Origin of the sequence: Nostoc sp. CMAA1605, assembly GCF_021596505.1 — a bacterium.
Taxonomy (GTDB): domain Bacteria; phylum Cyanobacteriota; class Cyanobacteriia; order Cyanobacteriales; family Nostocaceae; genus Trichormus.
Genome location: NZ_PJIZ01000006.1, coordinates 1 through 24,419, shown reverse-complemented (window position 1 = coordinate 24,419; position 24,419 = coordinate 1). Strand labels below are relative to the sequence as shown.

Sequence of the window (24,419 nt, the reverse complement as noted above, 5' to 3'; positions counted from 1 at the left end):
CTGCACCCAGATTTTTAATTATTAAATGTTGTTGATTTTAATCGTTTTTTTAGAATTTTAAAGATTGTCTTGCTCTTCCCAATCTTCTTCATTCAATTCTTCATACAGCAAATCTAAACCAATCAATACCCTTTCTCGGTCTGAAAGATCACCAATGATTTTGCGGACGGGCGGCGGCAAAATCTTAGATAGTGTTGGTGTAGCTAATATTTTATCTTCTTCTGCTAATTGCGGATTTTTTAATACATCAATGACTTTCAGGGCGTAAATGCCTTGAAATTCCTGCTCTAAAATATTTTTAAGAGTTTTGAGGGCCCTGACTGAATTCGGCGTGTTCCCTGCCACATAAAGCTTGAGAACATAGGTTTTTCTGGCTTTTGTCATACAGAGAAAAGTTAAAAATTCACATGATAAATGAGGGGAATTGAGGATTTATATCTATTTAAAAATAGCACTCCGATAAACTTCACATAGATGCGCTAGGATTTCTATGAGAGTAAGGCGGTAGTCTAGTAATGTTTCATCACTCCTCCCTTCTAATTGTAGCTGCTTGGAAAATTCATCAATTAGTTCCATATGAATTTCTATAATTTGTGGCACAGGAATATTAGCACAAAACACTGCATTGATAAATTTATCGATTTTTTCTTTTAGTGCTTTGTCTGTAGTAAAGTAATTAATGAGAATTTCTCGATAGTCTGATTTGAGTTGCTGCAACAATACTTGTCGTTCAACTTCTGGATTCATGTGCTGACGAACCTGCTGTGTTTTTTGCTGTTGGTCGGCAAAGGCATAGGGATATTTACCAGTAAGGTTTTCATTAATTGTGAGATATAAACATTTGAGTCGGTAATAAATCTGATCTGTAATTGTGACCCCTAAAATTAGAGAGCCACTAAAATCACGTAACCACCCATTTAGTCGAGAGTTGTTTGCTATTGTGTGGGATGAGTGATCTAAATTTTTTTTAACATTTGGTCGGGGAATCAAGATTGGTAGTAGCATTTACATACTTATATATCTCTCTTTAATCACTATGCAAGATGACAGGTGCAGTTAGTCATTGATGGCAATTACGTACATCTTCACTCAAGAATTGAGAGCAAGATATGTATATATCATCGGCTTTTCTCGCAATCACAATCACTTGGCGGGTGGGAAAATTGGGAGAAAGGTCAGGATAGCTGGTTAGTATCTCAGTTTAGTTGCCGAAGAAAAACATAACTTAATTTATGATTTGCATATGTATATCTGTCTAAATAAGGATTTTCTATTTTACTCCTTGATAAGATACTTAAACGAACTTAAAGTATTGTCGCATTTTCAATAATTATAATTCCTCAAGGTTCTAAAGCGAATCTTTGAAGGCATAATTGTTTTAGCTGTTGCTATTGATGACAAACAAACAAATGCCAGTGGCGAAGTATTCATGGTTGTTCAAAGAGATTTGAACGTGGTCGGAGTAACAGACCGCAGTTGGCTGACTATTGAAATGAAACGCCTTTGTTCCAGAGAACCTATGCCATTAATTCAATAGTAAAAAAGCTGGACAAGATCGCTGATATGAGTCTTCTGAAAGAATACTGCTTCAGGCGCGATCGCTATTTGCCCCTGCGCTGATGGTGAAGCCAGAGGCGTTCACAAGAAGAATGACCCCCCAAGCCGTATGTCAATGCTACAGTATCCGCTTTATGAATTTCTAGCAACTGGCAATAGTTGCTTGGAAACCAGCACTCTGGCAGAGACGCTGGAGATGTTTGAGCAGAAGCAGTGCGATCGCTTAATCATAGTCAATCAACACTATTGTCCCATCGGGGTGCTTCACTCGGCATGGTTAACGCAGCAGGTGATGCTCAATGCTGGAGATGGGCAAATTGCAAATTATTTACAACAACCAATCTCGCAATTGGGTCAAATAGTCATTGAGCCAATACAAATATTACCAGCTAGTTATTGTGTAGAGCAATTGAGTTCGTGGTGGCGTTATCAGATCACCCAAGCCAGCACATTCGAGTTAGTCTTAGTAGATGCGGATGGGAAATTTTTAGGACTACTCAATAGTGTGCGCCTCTTAAACGCCTTGGCCAAAATCCAAGTAGGCATGAATTACAATCACGGCCACCCAGCATCAACACATCAAGATAGCACCATTATCAGTAACAGTAGAGTGAGGCGATCGCGATCGCCACAACGCCAACCCCAAGGATACAAATCACTAGTACAATTATTAGAACAACTACCTTGGCCGTTAATGTTGCAAACTAGTACAGGTCTGGTGTTAACGCAAAATCTGGCATGGTGGCAGCAATTAGGCACATTAAAAGATCCCGAAGGTATTAGGCAGCAAGTTGAGGCGATTTTAGCCGCTACCCGCATCAGACAACCAGAATACGCCAACCCCAAAGCCGCCAAAATTTATGCTCATGGCTACGGTAAGATTTTCCAGCAAAATGAAACCTTACCCATCACCGAATTACCCAGCTACAAACCCCTGCACTCACAAGCCACATCACCAGATAGCATCTCCGGCGCAGGCCGTTGTTTTTTAGACAGCCGCCTGGGTATTTGTACTTGCATTGTAGAGGTGCAGAGTGGTCAAGAACGGATTTGGCAGTTTACCAAAATTCCCCTAGATAGTCCAGATTTAAAATTTCCTCACCCTGAGTCAGCCGCAACCATAGAGGATGATAACTTGTGGCTAGTTTCAGCCACCGATGTCACCGAACAACAGCAACTTTATAAAGAACTATCAGCCAAAAATGCTGACCTGATTCAACTCAACCGCTTAAAAGATGAATTTTTAGCTTGTATTAGCCATGAACTCAAAACCCCCTTGACCGCCGTTTTGGGACTATCGCGGTTATTAGTAGATCAGCAATTAGGGGAACTCAATGAACGTCAAGCCAGGTATGCAGGCTTAATTCATCAAAGTGGTCGCCATTTAATGAGTGTAGTTAACGACATTTTAGACCTCACCCGTATGGAAACGGGACAAATGGAGTTGACCCCATCACCTGTAAATATACAATCTGTCTGCGATCGCGCCCTGGCAGAAGCCAAAGCTATTCACAGCCAAACCAGCAAAACGAACTCAACAAGCCAAAAATCTCCCCCTCGGTCATCAGAACCTGTCTTTACAATGACCATTGAACCAGGGTTAGAGTCAATTACCGCCGATGAATTACGCCTGCGTCAAATGCTGGTACATCTCTTGTCCAACGCCTTTAAATTTACAGAAATCTCTGGTGAAATCGGCTTAAGAGTCAATCTTTGGGAAGGATGGATTGCTTTTACTGTTTGGGACACAGGGATCGGCATTCCCGAACATCAACAGCACTTGATTTTTCAGAAATTCCAACAACTAGAAAATCCCTTAACGCGTCAGTTTGAAGGTACAGGCTTGGGACTAGTCTTAACCAGGGCTTTAGCGCGTCTTCACGGTGGTGATGTCAGTTTCCTATCTCAAGAAGGTAAAGGTAGCCAATTTACTCTACTTTTACCGCCCAGTCCACCCACCACAGGTTTTGTTGAATCTGAAACCAGAAACACAGAAGTAAATAACAGCGATAAATTGGGAAATCTCCAGCTTGCCAACCAAAGCGGGAAAAATCAAGCAATTTCTTCCCAACGCTTAGTTTTAATAGTCGAAACCGTCGCCAGATACATTCAAGACTTAACCGAACAACTCAAAAATCACGGTTATCGAGTGGTTATCGCCCGTTCTGGAACAGAAGCCGTAGAAAAAGCTCGTCGTCTACAACCACAAGCCATATTTTTAAATCCCCTCTTACCCCTGCTATCTGGTTGGGATGTTCTCACATTACTCAAATCCGATCCCGCCTTACGTCATTTGTCCGTCATTGTCACAGCCACCGGTGCAGATAAAGAACAAGCACTGGCTAATCAAGCTGATGGTTTTTTGAGCTTACCAGTAGAAGCCCAGTCCCTCACACCTGTGTTAGAAAAACTCCGTGCGCCAAGCAAAAATCAACAACCTAGTATTAGCAATACTGAAGAAAATCCACCCCATAAAACCCTAAGAATTCTCAGATTAGTTGATCCTGATGCCCAATCAATCAATCCCCATTCTTCATTACAAGAACATCGGGTGATTGAAGTCGATGATTTAGATCAAGCCGAACTACTAGCCAGAGTCTGGCAATTTGATGTGGTTTTACTGGATGTAGATAATTCTCTCGCACAAACCTACTTACAACAACTCAGTCAGCATCCCCGATTAGCTAGCTTACCTTTAGTAACTTGCGATGTTAACACCACCCTCACCGCATCGCAAATTCCTGGTTTGTCAGTATTTCCCTGTTTAACACCACTCAATCAAGACGATAGCAACAGTCAAAAAGACACCCTATTGTCTGTCTTGCAAATCGCCTCTGGAGTTTGCTATCCCCCAAACATTTTAGTGGTAGATTTAACCATGCTCCAGGATTTACCACAGACTAAACGCAAACCAGTCAAAGCTTATAAGGAGAAAAATTCCTCTGTAAATCCAAGCAATAGCGAGAGAGGTACAGAATGGTTTCAAGCCCTCATTCAATATTTGCAAACAGCCGGATTCAAAGCGACAATAGCCCGTTGTTGGGCAGAAGTTTTACAACAAATACGTCATCAAAGTGTAGATTTATTACTAATCTGTTTAGGCACTGCCACTATCCATCCAGAAGTGTTAAAAGCCTTAAAAACCTTGCAAGATTTACCCTTAGATTTACCACCAGTTGTAGTTATTGATCAAAGATTCAATCGGTCATCACTTAATTCCCGCAATAAAACTGCTCAAGACAAACATGATCTGCAATCAATGGCAGATATGTTAAATGCGATCGCCACTAAAATCGTCCCTCGTTCTATCTCAATGGAAGAACTCTTAAACCAAATCAATCAATCTTTAAAACTCAAAGTAAGACAGTAAAAATCTTAAAGTATTGCTCATCCCAATTTTGGATTTTCAATCTATTCTATCTAAAATACCCAATCCCCAGTCCCCAGTCCCCAATCCCCTAATCTATTGACTAAGATATCTCTAACTTCTTCGGTTTCATTTTTTTGAAATTAATGCGAGTTAATTGGTAAGCTCCTTTAATAGCTAAATTCTCGTAAGTCTCTGGCTGTAAATCCATTTTGAAAAAGTTTCTTTTTTCAGTTAAGAGCAGCATAGAAGGAGGTATATTTGATTTATTGGCTATGTCTTTGATGTACTCTGTAGCGTCCTTAGTTAATTTAATAAATTTCATTGGTTTGTGGCTATAAAAAACTACACTCGGCTTTTTAAAGCCCACCATGATAATTTCTTCCTTTGGTTGCTGAAACTGGACAACAGCCGCAGATAAATTTCTCAAAGGTAATTGACGTTCTTGATCCATTAAGAATAAAGCAGGCATTAAGACAATAATTAAAAATGCTGCAAATCCTAACAACTGCATCCCAACTATGGATTGCCAATGGCGGCGTAATGTTAATACGGCAAAAATCACTGCAAATAATAGCCAAATCCAGCCACCCATTGCGGCTAAACCAGCATTCTGAAGACTTTGCTGAAAATTAGGTGCAGCTGGATCTTGTCCTATTAAATGAGGTAGATGAAATAATGCTACTGACAATACGGACAAAAATACCACATTAATCCAACTACTCACCAGCAAAAACCACAGAGGATAAGCTTTAGCTTGCTGGTGAGAATTTAACTCTGAATTTGAGAAAAAATCACCCCACAAGAGGGACACCAAAATAGCGGCGGCTGGCATTAAAGGTAAGACATAACTGGGTAGTTTAGTAACCGCAATAGTAAAAAAGCTAAAAATAGTAATAAACCAAATAAAGGCAAATAAACCCAATTGTTGAGAACGGGCTTGAGTGCGCCATTGCGATCGCTGCCAAAACTTGAGTCGCACCATCGCCACCGGCAAGTACACTGAGTATGGTGCAAACAATAGCAGCACAATCAGAAAATAAAAATACCAAGGTGCTGAGTGACCATTAACTACTTCCGTGAAGCGTTCTAGATTGTGATAACCAAAGAAAGAGTTAATGTAATTCCAGCCATTGCGCCAAATTACCAGCACATACCACGGGACAGATAAGACAAAAATCATCGCCAACCCGAACAACAGGCGCATTTCCCGCACTACTGCCCAAAATTGACCCACATACAACAAAAATGCCCCAATAATCAACCCTGGTAACACAATTCCTACAGGGCCTTTCGTCAAAATCCCGCCAGCAATCAAGACATAACAAGCCAAATACCATTGATTAGGCAATGAAAATCGAGAACGGGGCTTGATTTCCTCTGTTCCTCTATTCCCAGTTTCTGATTCAGCGTATCCCCGAAAGAAGCACAACAAAGATGAAGCGATACAACCAGTTAGCAGCATATCCGAAACGCCGGTTCTACCCCAGATAATCATTTCGGGATTTAGTCCTGTCACTGCTGCTGCAACGGCTGCGGTTACATAGGGATAGGTGAGGGACGCACTGGAATCAGACTTACTTTGTGGCTGCAAAGCCCACTGTACGGTATAAAAAACCAAAGCCATTACACCGACTGCGGCTAAAGCAGAAGGCAGACGTACCGCCCATTCATTGACACCAACTACAGCATAGGCGATCGCCTGACACCAGTAAATTAAAGCAGGCTTATCAAACCGAGTTTCACCGTTGAAATAGGGAGTAATCCAATCTCCTGTGACTAGCATTTGACGGGAGGCTTCGGCAAATAGTGGCTCAGTTTCATCAATCAAGCCCACATTGCCTAAATTCCAACCATAACCCAACCAACCAATCACAACTAACCACAGAATAGCCATAGTCACAGCAAGGGCTGGACGTTTCACTATATTATTCAGCCACTGCTCAATGGCGTGGATTAAGCTCAATTTCAACTTCATTAGTCAATAGTCAATGGTCAGTAGTCAACAGTCAATAGTCAACAGTCAATAGTCAACAGTCAGTAGGGGTGGGTTTTGGTAGATATTTACCCTGGAAAATAGTTATCAGTTAATTGATAACTATTCACTGTTCACTGTTTACTGCTCACTGTTCACTGTTAAACCCGCCCGTACAACAACAGTTAACAGTTAACACTCATTTAGTCGTTGAATGACTCAAGTTTGTTCTTGAGCATCTCGACTTTCTTGACTTCTCTAATTGCCAGTCAGCACCAATAGCCATTCTCGCTTTTGAGCATCCCAGGTAGGCAAGGATGTTTCCCCCACTACATATGGCCCCCAATAGCGACGAGAACCGTCTTGAGCAAATGCCACTAAAATGTCTCCTTTTTCAACCTTGAGATTACCCTGGGGTAGAGACAGAATTAGTCCTTTTGCACTCCCTTCTTGGGGATCAAAATCCCAATGAGCAGGAACATCTGTTGTTTGTTTCACAGAACCCTTATTTTTTGACTGTCTAGCCAACAGAGCTAATCGCACAGGCTGATCTGTTTGATTACTCATACGTAAATCACCCAAAAGCTGAGTATTATTATTTTCTGATTGGCGCGAGGTCAACACGGAAATAGTTTTTTTGGTGTTTTGTTCTAACTTTTGATCAGAAACACTGGGGTTAGAGTTAGCTGGAGAACTACTGTCTGTAGAAGCTACAGGAGATGCTAAATCTTGATTTGGTGGGATTACTTCAGTAGATACTGACGAAGGTGTATCGATATTGCCTGCATCAAAAGATACACTCATGTCTAGACACCCCAACAGTAGCCCCAGCAATCCCAAGCAGCAAGCTGTCAGCGCAGCGTTACGATACACGGAAGAATTCATATTGATATTGATTTAGAAATAATGATTTTGTCTAGGCTTGACCAAATACTAGCCTATTATCATTAGCTGCGTTCGAGGAAATTTTTCTACTTGCCTACTATAGACTCTCGTAGAATTCGGTTGATCACCGTATCATAAACATCATTTAGCAGAAGTATAACCCGTTTGAGGGATTACTTGAGTTAATTACGCTAAAAGTTGGTACAAGCGTGATGATACAGGAATTTATATCAAGCATCATCATAGCAAAGTACAACAGATGATACATAACCTGTGTATTTCCTCGGATAAATAGCCACGGAAATCGATAGTAGTTTGGTAACTTGAGTCACAAGGTAACATTGTTCAAGCTACTGGAGATAGCTAGAGAATATTATTTACATCTTTTAATGTATCGTACAGCTTATCATTTGTGTGTAGGGGTGTGGGGGCGTAGGGGGAGAGGAAGGAGTGGTGAGTAATGAGTAATGAGTAATGAGTAATGAGTAATGAGTGCTGAGTGCTGAGTGCTGAGTGCTGACTAATGACTAATGACTAATGACTAATGACTATTGACTAATGACTATTGACTAATGACTATTGACTATTGACTATTGACTAACCAATGCAAACACTCGTCTTAATAACTTATTCGATAATATTGCTAGAAATTTGGGGCAATGGTTTGCTAATCCTTGGCGAAGGATGTCGCTGCTGTTGATTAGCTTTTTGTTTGGCTTTTTTTGGGGACAGCAGTTTCTACTACCGCAGGACAAAAGGCAGAAATAGATATTGTGATCGCAGCAGTATTAGTTGTCTTGACGGAGGTGACAAGCCGAATTTTTTATAGTCAGAGTTTTTTTGCTAGGCGCGCTTTGTGGGTAGAGGTGGTGAACCTCCTGAAAGTGGGTTTTACCTATAGTCTGTTTATTGAAGCCTTTAAATTGGGTTCATGATGAATGATTGGTTACACATAATTGGAACTGCGAGTGGAAAAAAAGCTTTACAAGCCGCAGCTTTAAATGATGTTGCTAAGGCAAAAGCCTTTGGGATCAATTCAGATAATGTAGAGCAAGTTATCGAAGAGCGATCGCAGCTTTTACAATCCGTATTACCAGTATTCAGTCAATTTTGCCAACATCGTCTCCATAGACCCTGGGAATCTATGCTACCTGTACTGTGGGAATGGTGGCTACCCCTAGCGATGAAAATAGCATCGCAAAAGCAACAACTACAACGTCCCTTTATTCAAGGCATTTTAGGAAGTCAAGGAACTGGTAAAACGACGATGTGTCAAGTTCTGGGTTTAATTTTCCAGGAAATGGGCTATCGGAGTGCGAGTTTATCACTAGATGATTTGTATAAAACTTATGATGAGCGTCTAGCTTTAACGCAAGCAGATCCCCGTTTAGTTTGGCGTGGGCCACCTGGAACACACGATGTAGAATTGGGTATCGATGTCTTAGAGCAAGTTCGGCAAGCAAAAACCACTGTAACTATACCCCGTTTCGATAAATCTGCTTACAATGGTGCAGGCGATCGCACTCAGCCAGAAGTTGTCCCAGGGATTGATATTCTGTTATTTGAAGGATGGTTTGTGGGTGTGCGTCCTATAGATTCACAATTATTTGATCATGCACCAGCACCGATTTTTACGGATGCAGATCAAGCATTTGCCCGTGAAATGAATCAGCGATTAAGTGAATATCTACCCTTATGGAACAGACTAGATAGTCTCATTGTTTTGTACCCCATAGATTACCGTTATTCTGTAGAATGGCGCAAGCAAGCCGAACGACAAATGATTGCATCTGGTAAATCTGGTATGACAGATTCCGAGATTGAAGGATTCGTCAATTATTTTTGGCGATCGCTTCATCCCGAATTATTCATTAAGCCCTTAACAACATCTCCTTCTCTAGTTGATTTAGTCATTGAGATTAATCAAGACCATAGTTGGAAGTAGCGGAATCTGAATTGATTGGGGATTGGGGACTGGGGACTGGGGATTGGGGAATAGGTAAAATTTTACTTTTGCCTTTTACTTTTTTACTTTTGCCTTTATTGCGAATTGCGAATTGCGAATTGCGTTAGCGAAGCGGGGCGTTAGCCCATTGCGAATTGCGAATTGCGAATTGGTTTTACTCACCATTCTTTCCATAAATCAACTGTAGAAGAGGGGATTTTGTCGTATTTTTGACAGCGATCGCGCCCGGCGATTTTGGCTTGATATAATGCCCGATCCGCTTCATCGATAATTTCTTGAAAATCAGAGTTGGGTTGAGGAATAATTGTCGCTACACCTGCGCTAATCGTGACACAGATATTGACTTGTGAACGGGAATGTGGTACGAGCAAATTCCTTACTGATTGGCAAATTGACTCAGCCAAATGTAGCGCGCCTTCCGATTCAGTTCTAGGTAAAATCACCGCAAATTCTTCACCACCGTAACGAGCCACTAAATCGGCTGGACGTTTGACAGTGTCTTGAATAGCTTTAGCAACCATTTGCAAACAGTGATCGCCTGCTCGATGGCCGTAGGTATCGTTGTATTCTTTGAAAAAATCAACATCACAGAGAATCAAGGATAGGGGAAGTTGCTCTCTGGCCATACATTGCCATTCTTGCAAGCAATATTCTTCAAACCTGCGACGATTAGCAATTTGAGTCAACTCATCAATTGTGACTAAGCGTTGTAATTCGCGGTTAGCAGCTTCTAATTTTTGCTGGAGATAAGATTGCTGAATTAAGCGTTTAACCCGTTGGCGCAAAACAGGCCAGTGAATAGGTTTAGTCACATAATCAACTGCACCCACCTCAAAAGCCCGATCTACAGACTCTTTATCTTCTAGTCCAGTAATCATTAAGACTGGTGTATGTCTGGTACTGTCTAGCAATTGTAAACGGGTACAGCACTCAAAGCCGTCCATGTCCGGCATAATTGCATCTAGTAGCACTATATCAGGTTGCAACTGATGGAATACACTTAAAGCTTCTCTTCCATCTTGAGCCTCTACTGTCCGATAGCCTTCATATTGTAGAGACAGCCGTAACTGCGCTCGAATAAATGGCTCGTCATCAACAATGAGAATTAAAGACTGTTCTTGGCGGACAGTATTGTTCATGGTTTCTCCCGATTAATTTCTCTTTGCAAGGCAATTTTGACTCGTTCATACTCTTGACACAGTTTGTCAGCAATTTCTGGAATTTCTGTCCAATCGTTACTGCGTCCTTGACTTTCTAGTTGCTTGCAAAGTTGTGTTAATAACACTGCACCCACTGAACCACTGCTTGATTTAAGTTTGTGAGCTATATGCCATATAGCTTGACTATCTTTAGTTGCAATCGCTACATTAATATTCTGGATCAGTTTGGGAGCTTCTGTCAGGTAACAATTAATTAATTCTGTAAATGACCCTAACTGACCTGATAACATTGCCCGTAATTCTTGCAATATTTTAGTGTCAATAACATCTTTAATTGACACATCAGCCCTAGCAAAGTGAGGGTGGGGATCAAGAACTTTCACAGGAACTTGATCATAAAATTTGAGGGGTTGACATTTACTGAGGGCTTTAGCTAAATCATCAATCTGAATGGGCTTACTGATATAGTCATCCATTCCAGCAGCCAGACAGGCTTCGCGATCGCCTTGCATAGCGTTCGCAGTCATCGCAATAATATAAAGATGAGTATCGCCATGCCTGGTTTGACGAATTCTCCGGCTAGTTTCTAAACCATCCATTTCTGGCATATTTACATCCATCAACACTACATCATAGGTCTGATGCTGTAGTGCTTCTAGCACCTCCAAACCATTACCCACTACATCAGCCCGATAACCAATTTTTCTGAGCATGAGGAGAGCAACTTTCTGATTGATTACCATATCCTCAGCCAAGAGAATTCGCAGTGGTAATTGTTCAGCTAAGTTTTGCGTGATGGAACTCAGGTAAGGGTGAGCAACATTGCCTGGAATCGGTTGATGACCTAAATTACTAGTCAACACATCATAAAGTTGTGACTGTTTAATTGGTTTATGTAAATAGGCAATGTATTTCATATTCTCAAAATCATGGTGATGATCTGGCTTTCCCCAGGAAGTGAGAATGACTAAAGGTAAGTATTGATAGGTAGAACGCTTGCGGATTTCTCGTGCCAAGGTTAAGCCATCCATGTCTGGCATTTGCATATCTAAAATTGCTATGTCAATTTCAATTCCTCGGTCGATGAGAGCTAAAGCGGCCATACCTGAAGGAACTACATAAGTTTGCATTTGCCAAGACTGGGTTTGTAAACGCAAAATGTAACGATTTGTAGGATTATCATCCACAATTAATAAGCGTTTACCACTCAAAATCATTGGGGAAGTAATTAATTCCTCTGTGGGAGAATCAGTCAAGATCGAGGCAGTCATGGCAAAGTAAAAAGTCGAGCCAGAGGGGGCAATAGCCGTGGATGTAGATGTTTTTTGTTGCCATTTCATAGGAGGATTACCGCCTACACATCCTTGACTTTCTACCCAAAGACGGCCTCCCATCATCTCCCCTAACCGTTGGCTAATGACTAAACCTAATCCTGTACCACCGTATTTGCGAGTCATAGAAGCATCAGCTTGCACAAACGGTTGAAATAGGCGTTGCATTTTCTCAGGGGGAATACCAATACCTGTGTCTTGGATGCTAAATAGTAGTTCGCAGTTATTCTTAGTTTTGGCAGTGGTGCTGACAGATAAAATCACTTCACCTTTTTCGGTGAATTTAATAGCATTGTTGAGTAAATTGGTGATAATTTGCCGCAGACGAGTTAAATCCCCGATGATTTGCGCCGGGACTTGGGGATGAATCCAATAAGCTAGTTCAATTTCTTTTTGGGCAGCTTTGGGAGCTAACAAATCAATTACTTGCTCTATACAAGTTTTGACATCAACAGGCCTAGCTTCTAGTTCTAATTTGCCTGACTCAATTTTAGAGAAATCGAGAATATCATTAATAATGGTGAGCAACGCTTCCGAGCTGGTTAAGATAGTCTCTAAAAAATCTCTTTGTTGTAATGTCAATTCAGTATTGAGCAGTATGCCTGTCAAGCCGATGATCGCATTCATGGGAGTGCGAATTTCATGGCTCATCATGGCTAAAAACTCACTTTTGGCACGATTTGCGGCTTCTGCTGCCCGTTTTGCCTGCTCTAGCGCAAAGTTTTTGACTGTCAGTTCTTGACGTTGGCGGGTTTCTTGTTCTAAAAGATGAGACTGAGCCAAGGCAATGCCTAACTGAGCCGCTACGGCTTGTAATAATTCAATTTCTTCATTTGTCCATTCGCGGAAGTGACTACACTGATGCAAACCAATGGCACCATTAGGTTCTCCTTGATAGGAGGTGCGAATGGCTAGCATGGATTTTAAACCAATCTCCTGACAAATAGAAATTTCATCTACTAGGCGGGGATCTTGGTAGACATTAGGTAAGGCGATCGCGCGATCATAGGACATCATCTCTAGACAATGGGGATTCCCTGAGATCGGGACATCTATTTTGTGCATAGAGTAGGAGTGAGAAACTTGGTTGTACTCGGCAACTAGGGGAATCTTGGGAATGGGATCGCTCACATAAGCATGAATTAAACAACGATCCACTGCGAAAGCTTGACCTATTTGAGTAGCAGCTGTTTCAAAAATCTCCTGACTATCAAGGCTTTGGCGGATTTTCTGGGTGATTTGTTCGAGTAACAGTTTGTGATTTAATTGTTTTTCTAGTGCTTCTTGAGCTTGTACCCGTTCAGTAATGTCCTTGATGGAACCAACCATACGGATGGGATTACCTTGCTCATCCCATTGGGCAGTAGCATGAACTAAGACCCATTTATAAGTACCGTTTTTACAACGTAGGCGATACTCAATTACATATTTGGAAATTTTGCGTTGCAGATAAGCTTGCGTGACACCCACCACCCGTTGATAATCTTCAGGGTGAATATAGTTACGACAATCTTCACTATTACCGATGGGTTGATAGTCAGGATCTCCAATTAACTCTGCCCAGCGTGCAGAACGAAAGGTTTCATTAGTGAGAATATTCCAATCCCAAATGGCATCTTGATTGCCTTCAACGACTAATTGCCAGCGTTCTTCACTGCGGCGCAGTGCTTCTTCGGCGCGTTTGCGTTCAGTGATATCAATGGCAATTCCTCCCACTAAACATTCCTCGGCTTGGCGAGAGATGGGAAATTTATATACTAAAAAATCTCGTTCTGTGCCGTCTTGACAAGGGGCAGATTCTACGGCTTCAATAACTTGATTGGTACGAGCTATTGTTTGAATGGCATCTAGATAATTTTGAGCAAAGTGGGGTTCATAAATATCAAAAATGTTCATGCCAATCAATTTTTTGAGTGGTAATTTCAACGCCCGTCGGTAATTTTCACTCAGATAGATAATTTTTCCTTGAGCATCTGTAATCCAGGCATGGGTAGGACTATGATTCATGAATGCCCGGAAGCGTTCTTCTGATTGCAGTAGTAAAGCCTCTGATTGTCTGCGCTCAGTGATATCACGGTTGACGCTAATGGTGGCTACATTTTCCCCTTGTTCATTTTGCAAAGGAACTATGGTAGTTTCACAAATACCCTCACTGCCATTTTTCCGCACAAAGTTGATTTCACCTACCCACCGACCATTTTGAGCCATATCTTCTAAGATGGCGGTGTTCAAGGCTGTATCTGTTCCAGGTTTATGTAGAATCCTGATGGATTGTTCACAAATTTCGGTTTTAGTGTAGCCAAATATGCGCTCGGCAGCAGGATTCCAGTCGAGAATCTGACCTTTTAAATCGGTGATAATTACGCCATCGTACATATTGGCAAAGGTGAGGGCTTGACGACGCAAGGCCATCACTGCTTGTTGGCGATCGCTAATATCTGTTTGAATGCCTAGAAAGTGGGTTAATTTTCCGGTTTCGTCATAAATTGGGGAAATACTCAGTTCATTCCAAAATAATGTGCCATCTTGGCGATAATTACGCAAAATCACTTGACAGCTTTTACACTCCTTCAGTGCTAGTCGGAGTTCTTGGAGTCCTGGTTGCTGGGTATCTGTACCTTGTAGAAAACGACAATTCTTGCCAATGACATCTGTGGCTCTGTAACCAGTAATTTGCTCAAAACCAGAGTTAACATAAATGATGGGATGATCCGCTAATCTAGCATCGACAATAACAATACCATTACTAGTAGCAGCTAATGCTCTCTCCCGCAATCGCAAGGTTTCTTCTACTAGTTTTGAGTCAGTAATATCAAACATAAATCCCCGTAATAGTACGGGATGACCATCGGTTTGCACTACACTTACAATGTCTCGCAACCATACAACCCGACCATCGGCGGCGATCATGCGATATTCCATTTCATGGTTTTCGCTCCTAGCTACTGCCGCTAGAATGCTATTCTGGGTTTGCTCCCTGTCATGGGGATGGAGATGATTAATCCAAAAATTTTCCTCATACCACTGGTTTACAGGGTATTCTAATAGGGCTTGGGCTTGTGGCCCGACATAGGTAAAACGCCAAGTTTTTAAATCTAATTCCCAAGGAATGACTTTGACTGTTTCTAGTAGCTGTCGTAATCGGGTTTTACTAGCGCGCAAAGCAGTTTCTGTTTGCTCTTGTTCAGCAATTTTTCGCGCTAATTCTGCATTGATAGCGGCTATTTTGCCATTACTAATGTGAGTAACTTGCACAAAATAAGTTAGTAATGTCAATCCGGCGGCTGCAAATATGCCCGACAGTAAGACAAAATTAGGTAGGGGTGAGTGTAAATGCGCTAATAGTTCTTTTGTCGGGTAAATCTGTAGTTGCCACTTAGCTCCATAAAAGTCGATATATACTTGCTGCTGCCAAGTTGATACTGTGGTTGTTAGTCTCTCTTGGCTATAAATTAAATCTTTTCCTTGCCATAACCTGATTTTATAGCCTGCTGGTAAGTGTAAAACGGAGTCAAACAGAGATTGAATGTGTAGAACTCCTAAGAGCAATCCCTGAAATTGACTTTTGCCATATAAGGGTACACAGGCTAAAAGTATTTTCTTGCCTGTTGATGAATTTGTAGTATTGGTTAATGTCGTTTGACGATTGCTGATCGCATCTTCTAAAACTGGGTATCTTTGGTGAATTTTTTCTAGCTCAATATCTAAATCTAATAATGCTGGCTTTTCCGCCGATGGTACAGTCCAACGCACCTGCTTGGACGAATCTAGCTTGGCAATTGCTTGGTAGCCACTATAGTCTTGAATGTATTCTCTGGCTTCTGCTTCCCACTGTGTTTGCGAAATCCCATTGTGCAGTTGCCAATGTTTACCCATGCGCTCTAAGGCAAGTATGCGATAATTCAGCTGGGTGACTAATTCTGTTTTGGTGGCGATCGCCTGCTGTTGAATCAGATTCTCTACATTCTTGTGTTCTGCAATAATTAATCTCTGCCAGAGAATAATTACCAGAAACATGATCACCACACCTACCAAAAAAGATAGTAAATGCTGGTTGCTCCAAAATTTCACAGACCGACATCGGTGATGCTTGTGCTGTCTGTACATTGATTCACCCCCCAGCACCTGAAAAATTGTCTAGCTAGTTCTTTCTTTGTCAGGAATGGAAATTTCACCAGAGCAATAGTGCAATTATGCAAAATTGTCTCAGTACAACAATTTATGCACAACTTCTTAATTTAAGCCATTAACTTTATATTTCTTTTTTAATCTTTCCAACGATTTAGATTTTTCTCCGTCTAAAATTTTATAAATTGCCATAAATCAATAGAAAAATTCATCTAGATGTAGGGTCAATCCCTCATTTTATCTGTGTTATCTTCTGCTACAACCCTGGACAATAGATGCAGTTATTAACTTGATGACATAACTCTAAAAAATACAGAATAAAAAATGCGATCGCATAAAGCAGGCGATCGCATCTTACAATCTAAGTTCTATTTCCCTGACAATTGGAAACATCATAGCGACAAAGGTATTTCTGCAAGGCTTACCAGTCAAGCATTCCAAAAACCCAAATAGTCTTAACCTCGCGTCTTGATTGTTTGTAGTAGATGATTAAAAGGTTGCCAATTATCTTCCTGCACAATCGGTTCCCAAATCGATTCAATTACAGGTCTTAATAATGCGGTTTTGGGATTGTAATAATTCAGAGTTTTGGCAATATTTTCCATTTCATCAGGATGAAAATTATTCAAGATTTGATGATAAATGAAACACCAATTATCAAAGATAGCTGACTTATCTGCTGTAGGAAGAACATCAGATAAATTAAGTATCAATCCTGGCTCATCTCTCCATTTAGCAGAAAAAGTCCGCGCCATTTCTGCGAAAAAGTGATGATATCCGACTTGACTATCTTGCAAAAATTGCATTGTCAAACGTAAAAGTTCATCAGCTTCAGGTATAGTCAATTGCTCAAAACCTAATTTTTTCAGCATCAAAGACCGATAAGCAGCAAAATAATCATCACCAAATTTTGCTAGTCCAGTTTCTAAATCAGCTTTATTCACCACTGACCTTAATGGTTGTTGCAGTAATTCCAGATTTAACTGGCAAATTCCTGGTTGTTGACTATAACAATAGCGTTTGTAATAGTCGAAGTATGCAGCCGTAAAATAAGGGTCATAAGTAGGAATAAACGCATAAGGCCCGTAGTCAAAACTTTCCCCAGTAATGGACATATTGTCAGTATTGAGGACTCCATGACAAAAACCAACAGCCATCCACTGTGCAACTAGTTCTGCAACACGTTTGACTAATTCGCCATAAAACAAAGCATATTTATCTGGCTCATTCACTAAGTGAGAGTAGTAATGCTCAATTACATGATCTAATAACTTTTGAATCAAATCGTGACGCTGGATGTAATACAACCGCTCAAAAGTCCCAAAGCGAATGTGTGAACTACTCATTCTCACCATCACCGATGAACGGGTAGGGGAAGGTTCGTCACCACGCCACAGAGATAAGCCAGTTTCAATCATACTCAGACAGCGTGATGTCCGTACTCCTAGCTGATGTAATGCTTCTGCTGCTAGAACTTCCCTAACTCCACCTTTGAGAGTCAACATCCCGTCACCACCACGGGAATAAGGTGTTCTCCCAGAACCTTTAGTCCCAAAATCATAGAGTTGACCGTCGATACCACGGACTTGACCGTACAAAAAACCCCGTCCGTCACCTAATTGGGGGTTATATTCCCCAAATTGATAGCCATGATAACGCAGTGCTAAAAATGGTTTACGTCCTTGAAACAGACTAAACGCTGTAAGAAAGTCTTCATCCTCAACATCTTGGGGGTTGAGTCCCAATGTGGGTAATAGGTCATCGTTACGCCAGCGTAAAGTATGTTGGGGAAATTCTGCTGCGACTACTTCATCATAATAATCATCACCCAAGGATGCTAAAGCCGGTTCGTAATTCAGGGTGAGAAAAGGATTGAGAGTGTTTTTGGTATTGGGAGTTTTAGCCAAGGTCATTATGAGCCAAGCATGATTGATTCTTCTCTCAATAGTAACGCTGAGAACCACCTCAGCGTTAACAGGGAAGCGGGAATGGGGAAAGTGTTGGACAAGGACTTCTACACCACCCAATGCTATGCTGACCATCCTCTCAATCATCAGTTTTATTAAATAGTTGTCATTATTTCAGTAGTGCTGTTAGCGGTAGCGCAGCGTTGAGCAGCGTGCAATTAATCTTACTTTTTACTCAGCACTCGTTACTCAGCACTCAGCACTCTTTTGATTAGTGTAAACAAGTGACTTATGAAGACGACAAACTACTTAGGTTATCAGCATCTCATTTTATCTATAGAGATAAAATTATGATTACTATTACGGATTATATTTTATTACTCAATAAAACTTAAAATACAGGCATTTCCGAACATATCAGCTAAAATCAATAGCTATTATCAGTAAGTCTCGATACATTGAAACCCTCTTGGGGCTTTGGTTTGGGACGATAAATTTTTACTTATATGTCTAATCTAATATTTATTTAAGAATTCACTTTGCAGAGTCAACAAATTGGGCATAAATACCTGTAAACTGATTTCAATGAATGAACGGCTACCGTAAATCAATCCCAAAAAAAATCAAATCATAAACATTTAGTCTTCACTATTATTTCTCACAAGAAGTAATTCGTTAGGGCTGGCTGATTATAGTGAAAATTTTCCTAAATCTTGCAAGAGACACAAAAGTTTACTTGCACAAACTGTTGTGCATAAAAAATCTCATGGTTCAGTGAAGGAGTTGTGATGTCAGATTTTCTCAATCAAATTTCTCGGCGTAAATTTATTGTCACAGCAGGGGCTTCGGCGGGTGCTGTGTTTTTGAAGGGTTGTCTGGGAAATCCCCCAGAAACCACCACTGGAGGAAATACCCCATCTACGCCAACTGCTCAAACAGTGGCAAATATTAGCCCAGAACAAGCTCCAGAAGTAACTACAGTCAAACTAGGATATATTCCGATTGTAGAATCTGCACCTTTAATTATTGCCAAAGAAAAAGGCTTTTTTGCGAAGTATGGTATGACTGGTGTGGAGTTGGCGAAACAAGCTTCTTGGGGTGCAGCCAGAGATAACGTTGAAATTGGTTCATCTGGCGGTGGGATTGATGGTGGTCAATGGCAAATGCCCATGCCCCATTTAATCACAGAAGGTTTAATTACCAAGGGCAATCAAAAAATCCCCATGTATGTGTTGTGTCAGTTAATTACACATGGTAACGGGATTGCGATCGCCAACAAACACCAAGGTAGTGGTATCAGTTTAAAATTAGCGGGTGCAAAATCTGTATTCTCTAAACTGAAATCTTCCCCCACTCCATTCACCGCAGCTTTTACCTTTCCCCATGTTAACCAAGATTTGTGGATTCGCTATTGGTTAGCCGCAGGTGGTCTTGACCCTGACGCAGACGTAAAACTGCTGACTGTCCCCGCAGCGCAAACCGTCGCCAACATGAAAACCGGGACAATGGATGCTTTCAGTACAGGCGACCCCTGGCCTTACCGCATTGTTACTGACAAAATCGGTTACATGGCTGCGTTAACAGCAGAGATTTGGAAGAACCACCCCGAAGAATATTTAGCTATGCGGGCTGATTGGGTTGACCAAAATCCTAAAGCCACCAAAGCCATACTCAAAGGGATTATGGAAGCTCAACAGTGGTTAGATAACTTTGATAACCGCAAAGAAGCAGCCTCAATTCTAGCCGGGAGAAATTACTTCAACTTGAATTCACCAGAAATTCTGGCTGACCCATTCCAAGGTAAGTATGACATGGGTGATGGCCGCAAGATTGATGATAAATCAATGGCTGCTTACTACTGGAAAGATGAAAAAGGTAACGTTTCCTATCCTTACCAAAGCCATGATTTGTGGTTCATCACTGAAAACGTGCGTTGGGGATTCTTGCCCAAAGATTACATTACCAACGGTGCGGCTAAAGCTAAAGAATTAATCAAGAAAGTTAACCGGGAAGATATTTGGAAAGAAGCAGCAAAAGAAGCAGGAATTGCGGCTGCTGATATCCCCACCAGTACATCCCGTGGCGTAGAAGAATTTTTTGATGGTGCTAAGTTCGACCCTGAAAATCCAGAAGCCTATCTCAAGAGTCTGGCTATCAAGAAAGTGAGTGTTTAGTCATTAGTCATTAGTCATTAGTTATTAGTGACTAAGCATAAAAAAGTCAAAAGGCAAAAACTTTTGAATTTTGTTAGCGCAGCGTTAGCGAGTCTGCGAGCGTCATTTTGAATTTTGAATTGATTGCGTCATCTGAGGAACATAAAGTCATGACCGTAGCACAGAGAAGACCTAGTAACCCTAAGTTGGATAGTGGATTCTTAGCCCAACTACAAAAGCAATTTCCAAATATTGTTCCACCTGCGATCGCCATTACTATTTTCTTGGTAGTCTGGCAGTTATTCGCTTGGACTCCCGGCGCAACCCTACCAGGGCCAATTCAAGTTATTGAAGATACTTGGATCTTAATTTTGTATCCTTTCTATGATAAAGGCGGCACTGATAAAGGTTTATTTTGGCAAATCTTTGCTAGTTTGCAACGGGTTGCCATTAGCTACACCTTAGCTGCCGTAGTTGGTATTGGCTTAGGAATTTTGATTGGTGTTAACCAAACCATGTCCAAAGCTTTAGACCCCATCTTCCAGTTACTACGGACTGTACCTCCCCTCGCTTGGGTTCCCATTTCCTTGGCTGCTTTACGTCAAAACGAACCCGCCGCATTATTCGTAATTTTTATCACCGCCATTTGGCCTATCTTAATTAACACAGCCGTTGGCGTTACCCAAATTCCCCAAGACTACAACAACGTCGCCAAAGTATTACAACTGAGCCGCAAAGAATACTTCACCAACATCTTAATTCCCGCCGCTTTACCCTACATTTTCACCGGCTTGAGAATTGCGATTGGTTTGGCTTGGTTAGCGATTATTGCGGCTGAGATTGTCATGTCCGGTATCGTCGGTATTGGTTTCTTCATCTGGGATGCTTACCAAAATAACAACGTCAGTGAAGTAATTTTGGCACTAGTTTACATCGGTGTTGTCGGTCTCATCCTCGACAAACTCATGGCTTGGGTGCAGAACCTGATTTTACCAGCAGAACAGAAGTAGGGACTGGGGACTGGGTACTGGGGACTGGGTACTGGGGACTAGGAAAAAATCCTAATACCTAATCCCCAATCCCTAACCCCCCCAATCCCTAACCCCCCCAATCCCTAACCCCCCCAATCCCTAATCCCCAATCCCTAATCCCTAATAACCAATACTCGATACCTCAAAACTATGGCTGTATTTGTTGCTGTTGACCAAATTGATAAAGTATTTAATCTAACTGGTGGTGGCCAGTATATCGCCCTCAAAGGAATTGACCTGCAAATTAAAAAAGGTGAATTTGTTTCTTTGATTGGTCACTCCGGTTGTGGTAAGTCCACACTATTAAATATGATTGCTGGTTTGGATTTACCCAGTGAAGGTGTTGTCACATTAGAAGGACAAAGAATCTCCAGACCAGGGCCAGACCGGATGGTGGTTTTCCAAAATTATTCTCTATTACCTTGGCGAACAGTTAGAGAAAATATCGCCTTGGCGGTTGACTCGGTAATGAAAGGTATGCCCGCAGCTGAACGTAAGGCGGTTGTGGAAAAACATATTGATATGGTGGGTTTGCGTCCCCATGCAGATAAACAACCAGGGATGCTGTCAGGTGGACAAAAACAACGGGTGGCGATCGCTCGCGCTCTGGCCATTCGTCCTAAACTACTACTATTAGATGAACCCTTCGGCGCACTTGATGCTCTGACACGCGGTAACTTACAAGAGCAGTTAATGCAAATTTGCGAAGAAAATGAAGTTACCGCCGTCATGGTAACTCACGACGTAGACGAAGCTGTGTTGTTATCTGACAGAATTGTCATGCTCACCAATGGGCCAGAATCCAAAATTGGTGACATCTTAGAAGTAGATATCCCCCGTCCCCGCAAACGTATGGAAGTAGTAGAACACCCCAGCTACTACAGCTTGCGGAGTGAAATGATTTACTTCCTCAACCAACAAAAACGGGTGAAGAAAATCCGCGCCCGTAAAACCGCAGATGTGGCTCGCCACGGCTTAGAAAAAGTTAACTTAGAAATTGGCTTTCTACCCCTCACCGCCTGCGCTCCTCTCGCTGTCGCTAAAGAAAAAGGTTTCTTCACCAAGCATGGTTTAGATGAAGTCAACCTCGTGCGGGAAACTAGCTGGCGCGGTATCGTGGATGGGATGGCTGGCGGTTATATCGACGCAGCACAAATGCCTTCCGGGATGCCCATGTGGCTAACATTAGGAGGACATAATAATAAACCCCTTCCCGTTGTCACCTCCCTCACCATGACTCGCAACGGTAACGCCATCACCTTAGCTAAACGCTTCTATGACCAAGGTGTGCGTACCTTATCTGACTTCAAAAACTACCTGTTGCGTACCCGTGAACAACGCCACATCATGGGAGTGGTGCATCCCGCATCTATGCACAACCTGTTGCTGCGTTACTGGTTAGCGGCTGGGGGAATTGACCCCGATTTAGATGTGGATATGAAAACTATCCCCCCTGCCCAAATGGTAGCTGACCTACAAGCCGCTTCCATTGACGGTTTTTGTGTAGGTGAACCCTGGAACTACCGCGCCGCTATGGAAAATACAGGCTTTACCATCGCCACCGACTTAGAAGTCTGGTTAGGACACCCTGGTAAAGTTCTCGGCGTGCGGGAAGATTGGGCAGAAAGATATCCTAATACTTATATTGCCCTCACCAAAGCCTTACTCGAAGCTTGCCAATATTGTTCCAAGCCCGAAAACGCTGAAGAAATAAGGCTGATTTTAGCTGGTAGAGATTACGTCAGCACCGATGTAGACTACATCCAACTAGAAGACCCAGATACCAACAGCTGTAGCCTAGATCATCCCATGCGGCAGTATGCTCACCATCAGTTTTATGCTGATTCTGCCATTAACCGTCCCAGCCGCACCGAACAAATGTGGATTATGACGCAATTAGCGCGGTGGGGAGACACACCCTTCCCCAGAAACTGGGTAGAAGTAGTAGAAAGAGTTTGCCGTGTGCGCGTCTTCAGCACCGCCGCCAGAGAATTAGGCTTAGATATTAGCTACACTCGCCAACCCATTGAATTATTTGATGGTACTCCCTTCAATGCTGACGATCCTATCGCCTATCTCAACAGTTTAGAGATTAAACGCGATGTTTCCGTTGCCGAAGTCGTTCTAGACTCTCCCACTAGAAGAGTAGCCTAAGCCCAGCAAGGGAAAAACCACACTAGGCGCGAGTATTTTTACTGCACCGATGAACCTTAGAAACTCATTCACCAGCAATCAAAAACTCGCGCCTAATACCAATTCACGAAAATTCTGATACAGATCCAAACATAGGAACCCTTGTCAAGTGAGGACTTATCAATTGCGAATTGCGAATTGCGTTAGCGAAGCGGGACGTTAGTCCATTGCGAATTGTGAATTGGTATAACTCCCTTCCTCATTCTCCGCGTACCACCCTCTGCGTTAAAAATTTCATCCTGATCACCGCCATGCAAAACCGTAGTACGACTCTCAGAGACAGACAAACCTCTTCTTCCTTTGCTAACTCCAGATCCTTTCTAGAAATTAAAGACGTTACCAAAGTCTACCCCACCAAAAAAGGCCCCTTCACAGTCCTCGATGGTGTTAACCTCAACGTCGAACAGGGTGAATTTATTTGCGTCATCGGTCACTCTGGTTGTGGTAAATCCACTTTATTAAACATGGTGTCCGGTTTTAACACCCCCACCACCGGACAAGTTTTACTAGAAGGTGAACCCATCACCAAACCCGGCCCCGACAGAATGGTAGTGTTTCAAAACTACGCCTTGCTACCTTGGCGTACAGCTTTTGAAAACATCTACCTCGCCGTTAACGCCGTTTACCCCAACAAAATGGAAGCGGAAAAACGGGCGATTGTGCGGGAACATTTAGCAATGGTGGGATTAGCTGACGCAATGGAAAAGAAACCCCCCAAATGTCCGGCGGTATGAGACAACGGGTATCCATTGCGCGTGCTTTGGCT

Annotated in this window: 14 protein-coding genes and 2 pseudogenes; 9 read left to right on the top strand and 7 right to left on the bottom strand. The window is 42.0% G+C overall.

The genetic code is table 11. The features are described from left to right. Positions 1–57: 57 nt before the first annotated feature. Together kaiB and CV014_RS03700 are read right to left on the bottom strand one after the other, a co-directional pair. Positions 58–384, bottom strand: a complete 327-nt coding sequence (gene kaiB / locus CV014_RS03705; RefSeq protein WP_236140785.1) for a circadian clock protein KaiB — start codon at positions 382–384, stop codon at positions 58–60. 54 nt (positions 385–438) lie between these two features. Further along, entirely contained in the window at positions 439–1,005 is a 567-nt protein-coding gene (locus CV014_RS03700) for a circadian clock protein KaiA (protein WP_236140784.1), read from the bottom strand. A gap of 661 nt (positions 1,006–1,666) precedes the next feature. Between CV014_RS03700 and CV014_RS03695 the strand changes: the two genes are divergently transcribed. Beyond that, positions 1,667–4,927, top strand: a complete 3,261-nt coding sequence (locus CV014_RS03695; protein WP_236140783.1) for an ATP-binding response regulator — start codon at positions 1,667–1,669, stop codon at positions 4,925–4,927. A 100-nt stretch (positions 4,928–5,027) separates the two neighbouring features. On the opposite strand, the gene CV014_RS03690 is transcribed toward CV014_RS03695, so the two are convergent. Continuing rightward, a complete protein-coding gene (locus CV014_RS03690) occupies positions 5,028–6,902 on the bottom strand; it encodes an ArnT family glycosyltransferase (protein WP_236140782.1) in 1,875 nt (624 codons plus the stop codon). A gap of 255 nt (positions 6,903–7,157) precedes the next feature. After that, the gene (locus CV014_RS03685; protein WP_236140781.1) at positions 7,158–7,784 is read right to left on the bottom strand and encodes a hypothetical protein; all 627 of its coding nucleotides are present in this window, start codon (positions 7,782–7,784) and stop codon (positions 7,158–7,160) included. Positions 7,785–8,423: 639 nt separating this feature from the next. On the opposite strand from CV014_RS03685, the pseudogene CV014_RS03680 reads away from it, so the two are divergent. The 3 genes and pseudogenes from CV014_RS03680 (at position 8,424) to CV014_RS03670 (ending at position 9,857) form a co-directional block, all read left to right on the top strand. Further along, a pseudogene (locus CV014_RS03680) lies at positions 8,424–8,719 on the top strand (DUF565 domain-containing protein). Next, positions 8,719–9,729: a glycerate kinase gene (locus tag CV014_RS03675; RefSeq protein ID WP_236140858.1), complete on the top strand. Its 1,011-nt coding sequence runs from the start codon at positions 8,719–8,721 to the stop codon at positions 9,727–9,729. Before CV014_RS03680 ends, CV014_RS03675 begins: the two are co-directional and overlap by 1 nt. Further along, on the top strand, positions 9,720–9,857 hold the full coding sequence (locus CV014_RS03670; protein WP_236140780.1) for a hypothetical protein: 138 nt from the start codon (positions 9,720–9,722) through the stop codon (positions 9,855–9,857). The genes CV014_RS03675 and CV014_RS03670 overlap by 10 nt, the downstream gene beginning before the upstream one ends. Before the next feature lie 51 nt (positions 9,858–9,908). On the opposite strand, the gene CV014_RS03665 is transcribed toward CV014_RS03670, so the two are convergent. Both CV014_RS03665 and CV014_RS03660 read right to left on the bottom strand, forming a co-directional pair. Continuing rightward, positions 9,909–10,889 (bottom strand): response regulator, encoded by a 981-nt coding sequence (locus CV014_RS03665; RefSeq protein ID WP_236140779.1) that lies wholly within the window; start codon positions 10,887–10,889, stop codon positions 9,909–9,911. Continuing rightward, positions 10,886–16,348, bottom strand: coding sequence for a PAS domain S-box protein (locus CV014_RS03660; protein ID WP_236140778.1), 5,463 nt, complete (start codon positions 16,346–16,348; stop codon positions 10,886–10,888). Before CV014_RS03660 ends, CV014_RS03665 begins: the two co-directional genes overlap by 4 nt. Before the next feature lie 345 nt (positions 16,349–16,693). Here CV014_RS03660 and CV014_RS29850 point away from each other — a divergent pair, with 345 nt between their 5' ends. Further along, on the top strand, positions 16,694–16,822 hold the full coding sequence (locus tag CV014_RS29850; protein ID WP_268964478.1) for a hypothetical protein: 129 nt from the start codon (positions 16,694–16,696) through the stop codon (positions 16,820–16,822). Between the two features lie 2 nt (positions 16,823–16,824). On the opposite strand, the gene CV014_RS03655 is transcribed toward CV014_RS29850, so the two are convergent. Next, positions 16,825–18,282, bottom strand: a complete 1,458-nt coding sequence (locus tag CV014_RS03655) for a protein adenylyltransferase SelO (protein WP_236140857.1) — start codon at positions 18,280–18,282, stop codon at positions 16,825–16,827. A 782-nt stretch (positions 18,283–19,064) separates the two neighbouring features. Between CV014_RS03655 and CV014_RS03650 the strand changes: the two genes are divergently transcribed. The 4 genes and pseudogenes from CV014_RS03650 to CV014_RS03635 all read left to right on the top strand — a co-directional run. Further along, on the top strand, positions 19,065–20,450 hold the full coding sequence (locus CV014_RS03650) for a CmpA/NrtA family ABC transporter substrate-binding protein (protein WP_236140777.1): 1,386 nt from the start codon (positions 19,065–19,067) through the stop codon (positions 20,448–20,450). A 149-nt stretch (positions 20,451–20,599) separates the two neighbouring features. Beyond that, positions 20,600–21,439: a nitrate ABC transporter permease gene (gene ntrB, locus CV014_RS03645; RefSeq protein WP_236140856.1), complete on the top strand. Its 840-nt coding sequence runs from the start codon at positions 20,600–20,602 to the stop codon at positions 21,437–21,439. A 171-nt stretch (positions 21,440–21,610) separates the two neighbouring features. After that, complete coding sequence (locus CV014_RS03640) at positions 21,611–23,614, top strand: ABC transporter ATP-binding/substrate-binding protein (RefSeq protein WP_236140776.1); 2,004 nt, start codon at positions 21,611–21,613, stop codon at positions 23,612–23,614. A gap of 290 nt (positions 23,615–23,904) precedes the next feature. Next, positions 23,905–24,419: pseudogene (locus tag CV014_RS03635) on the top strand (ABC transporter ATP-binding protein); the annotation flags it as partial.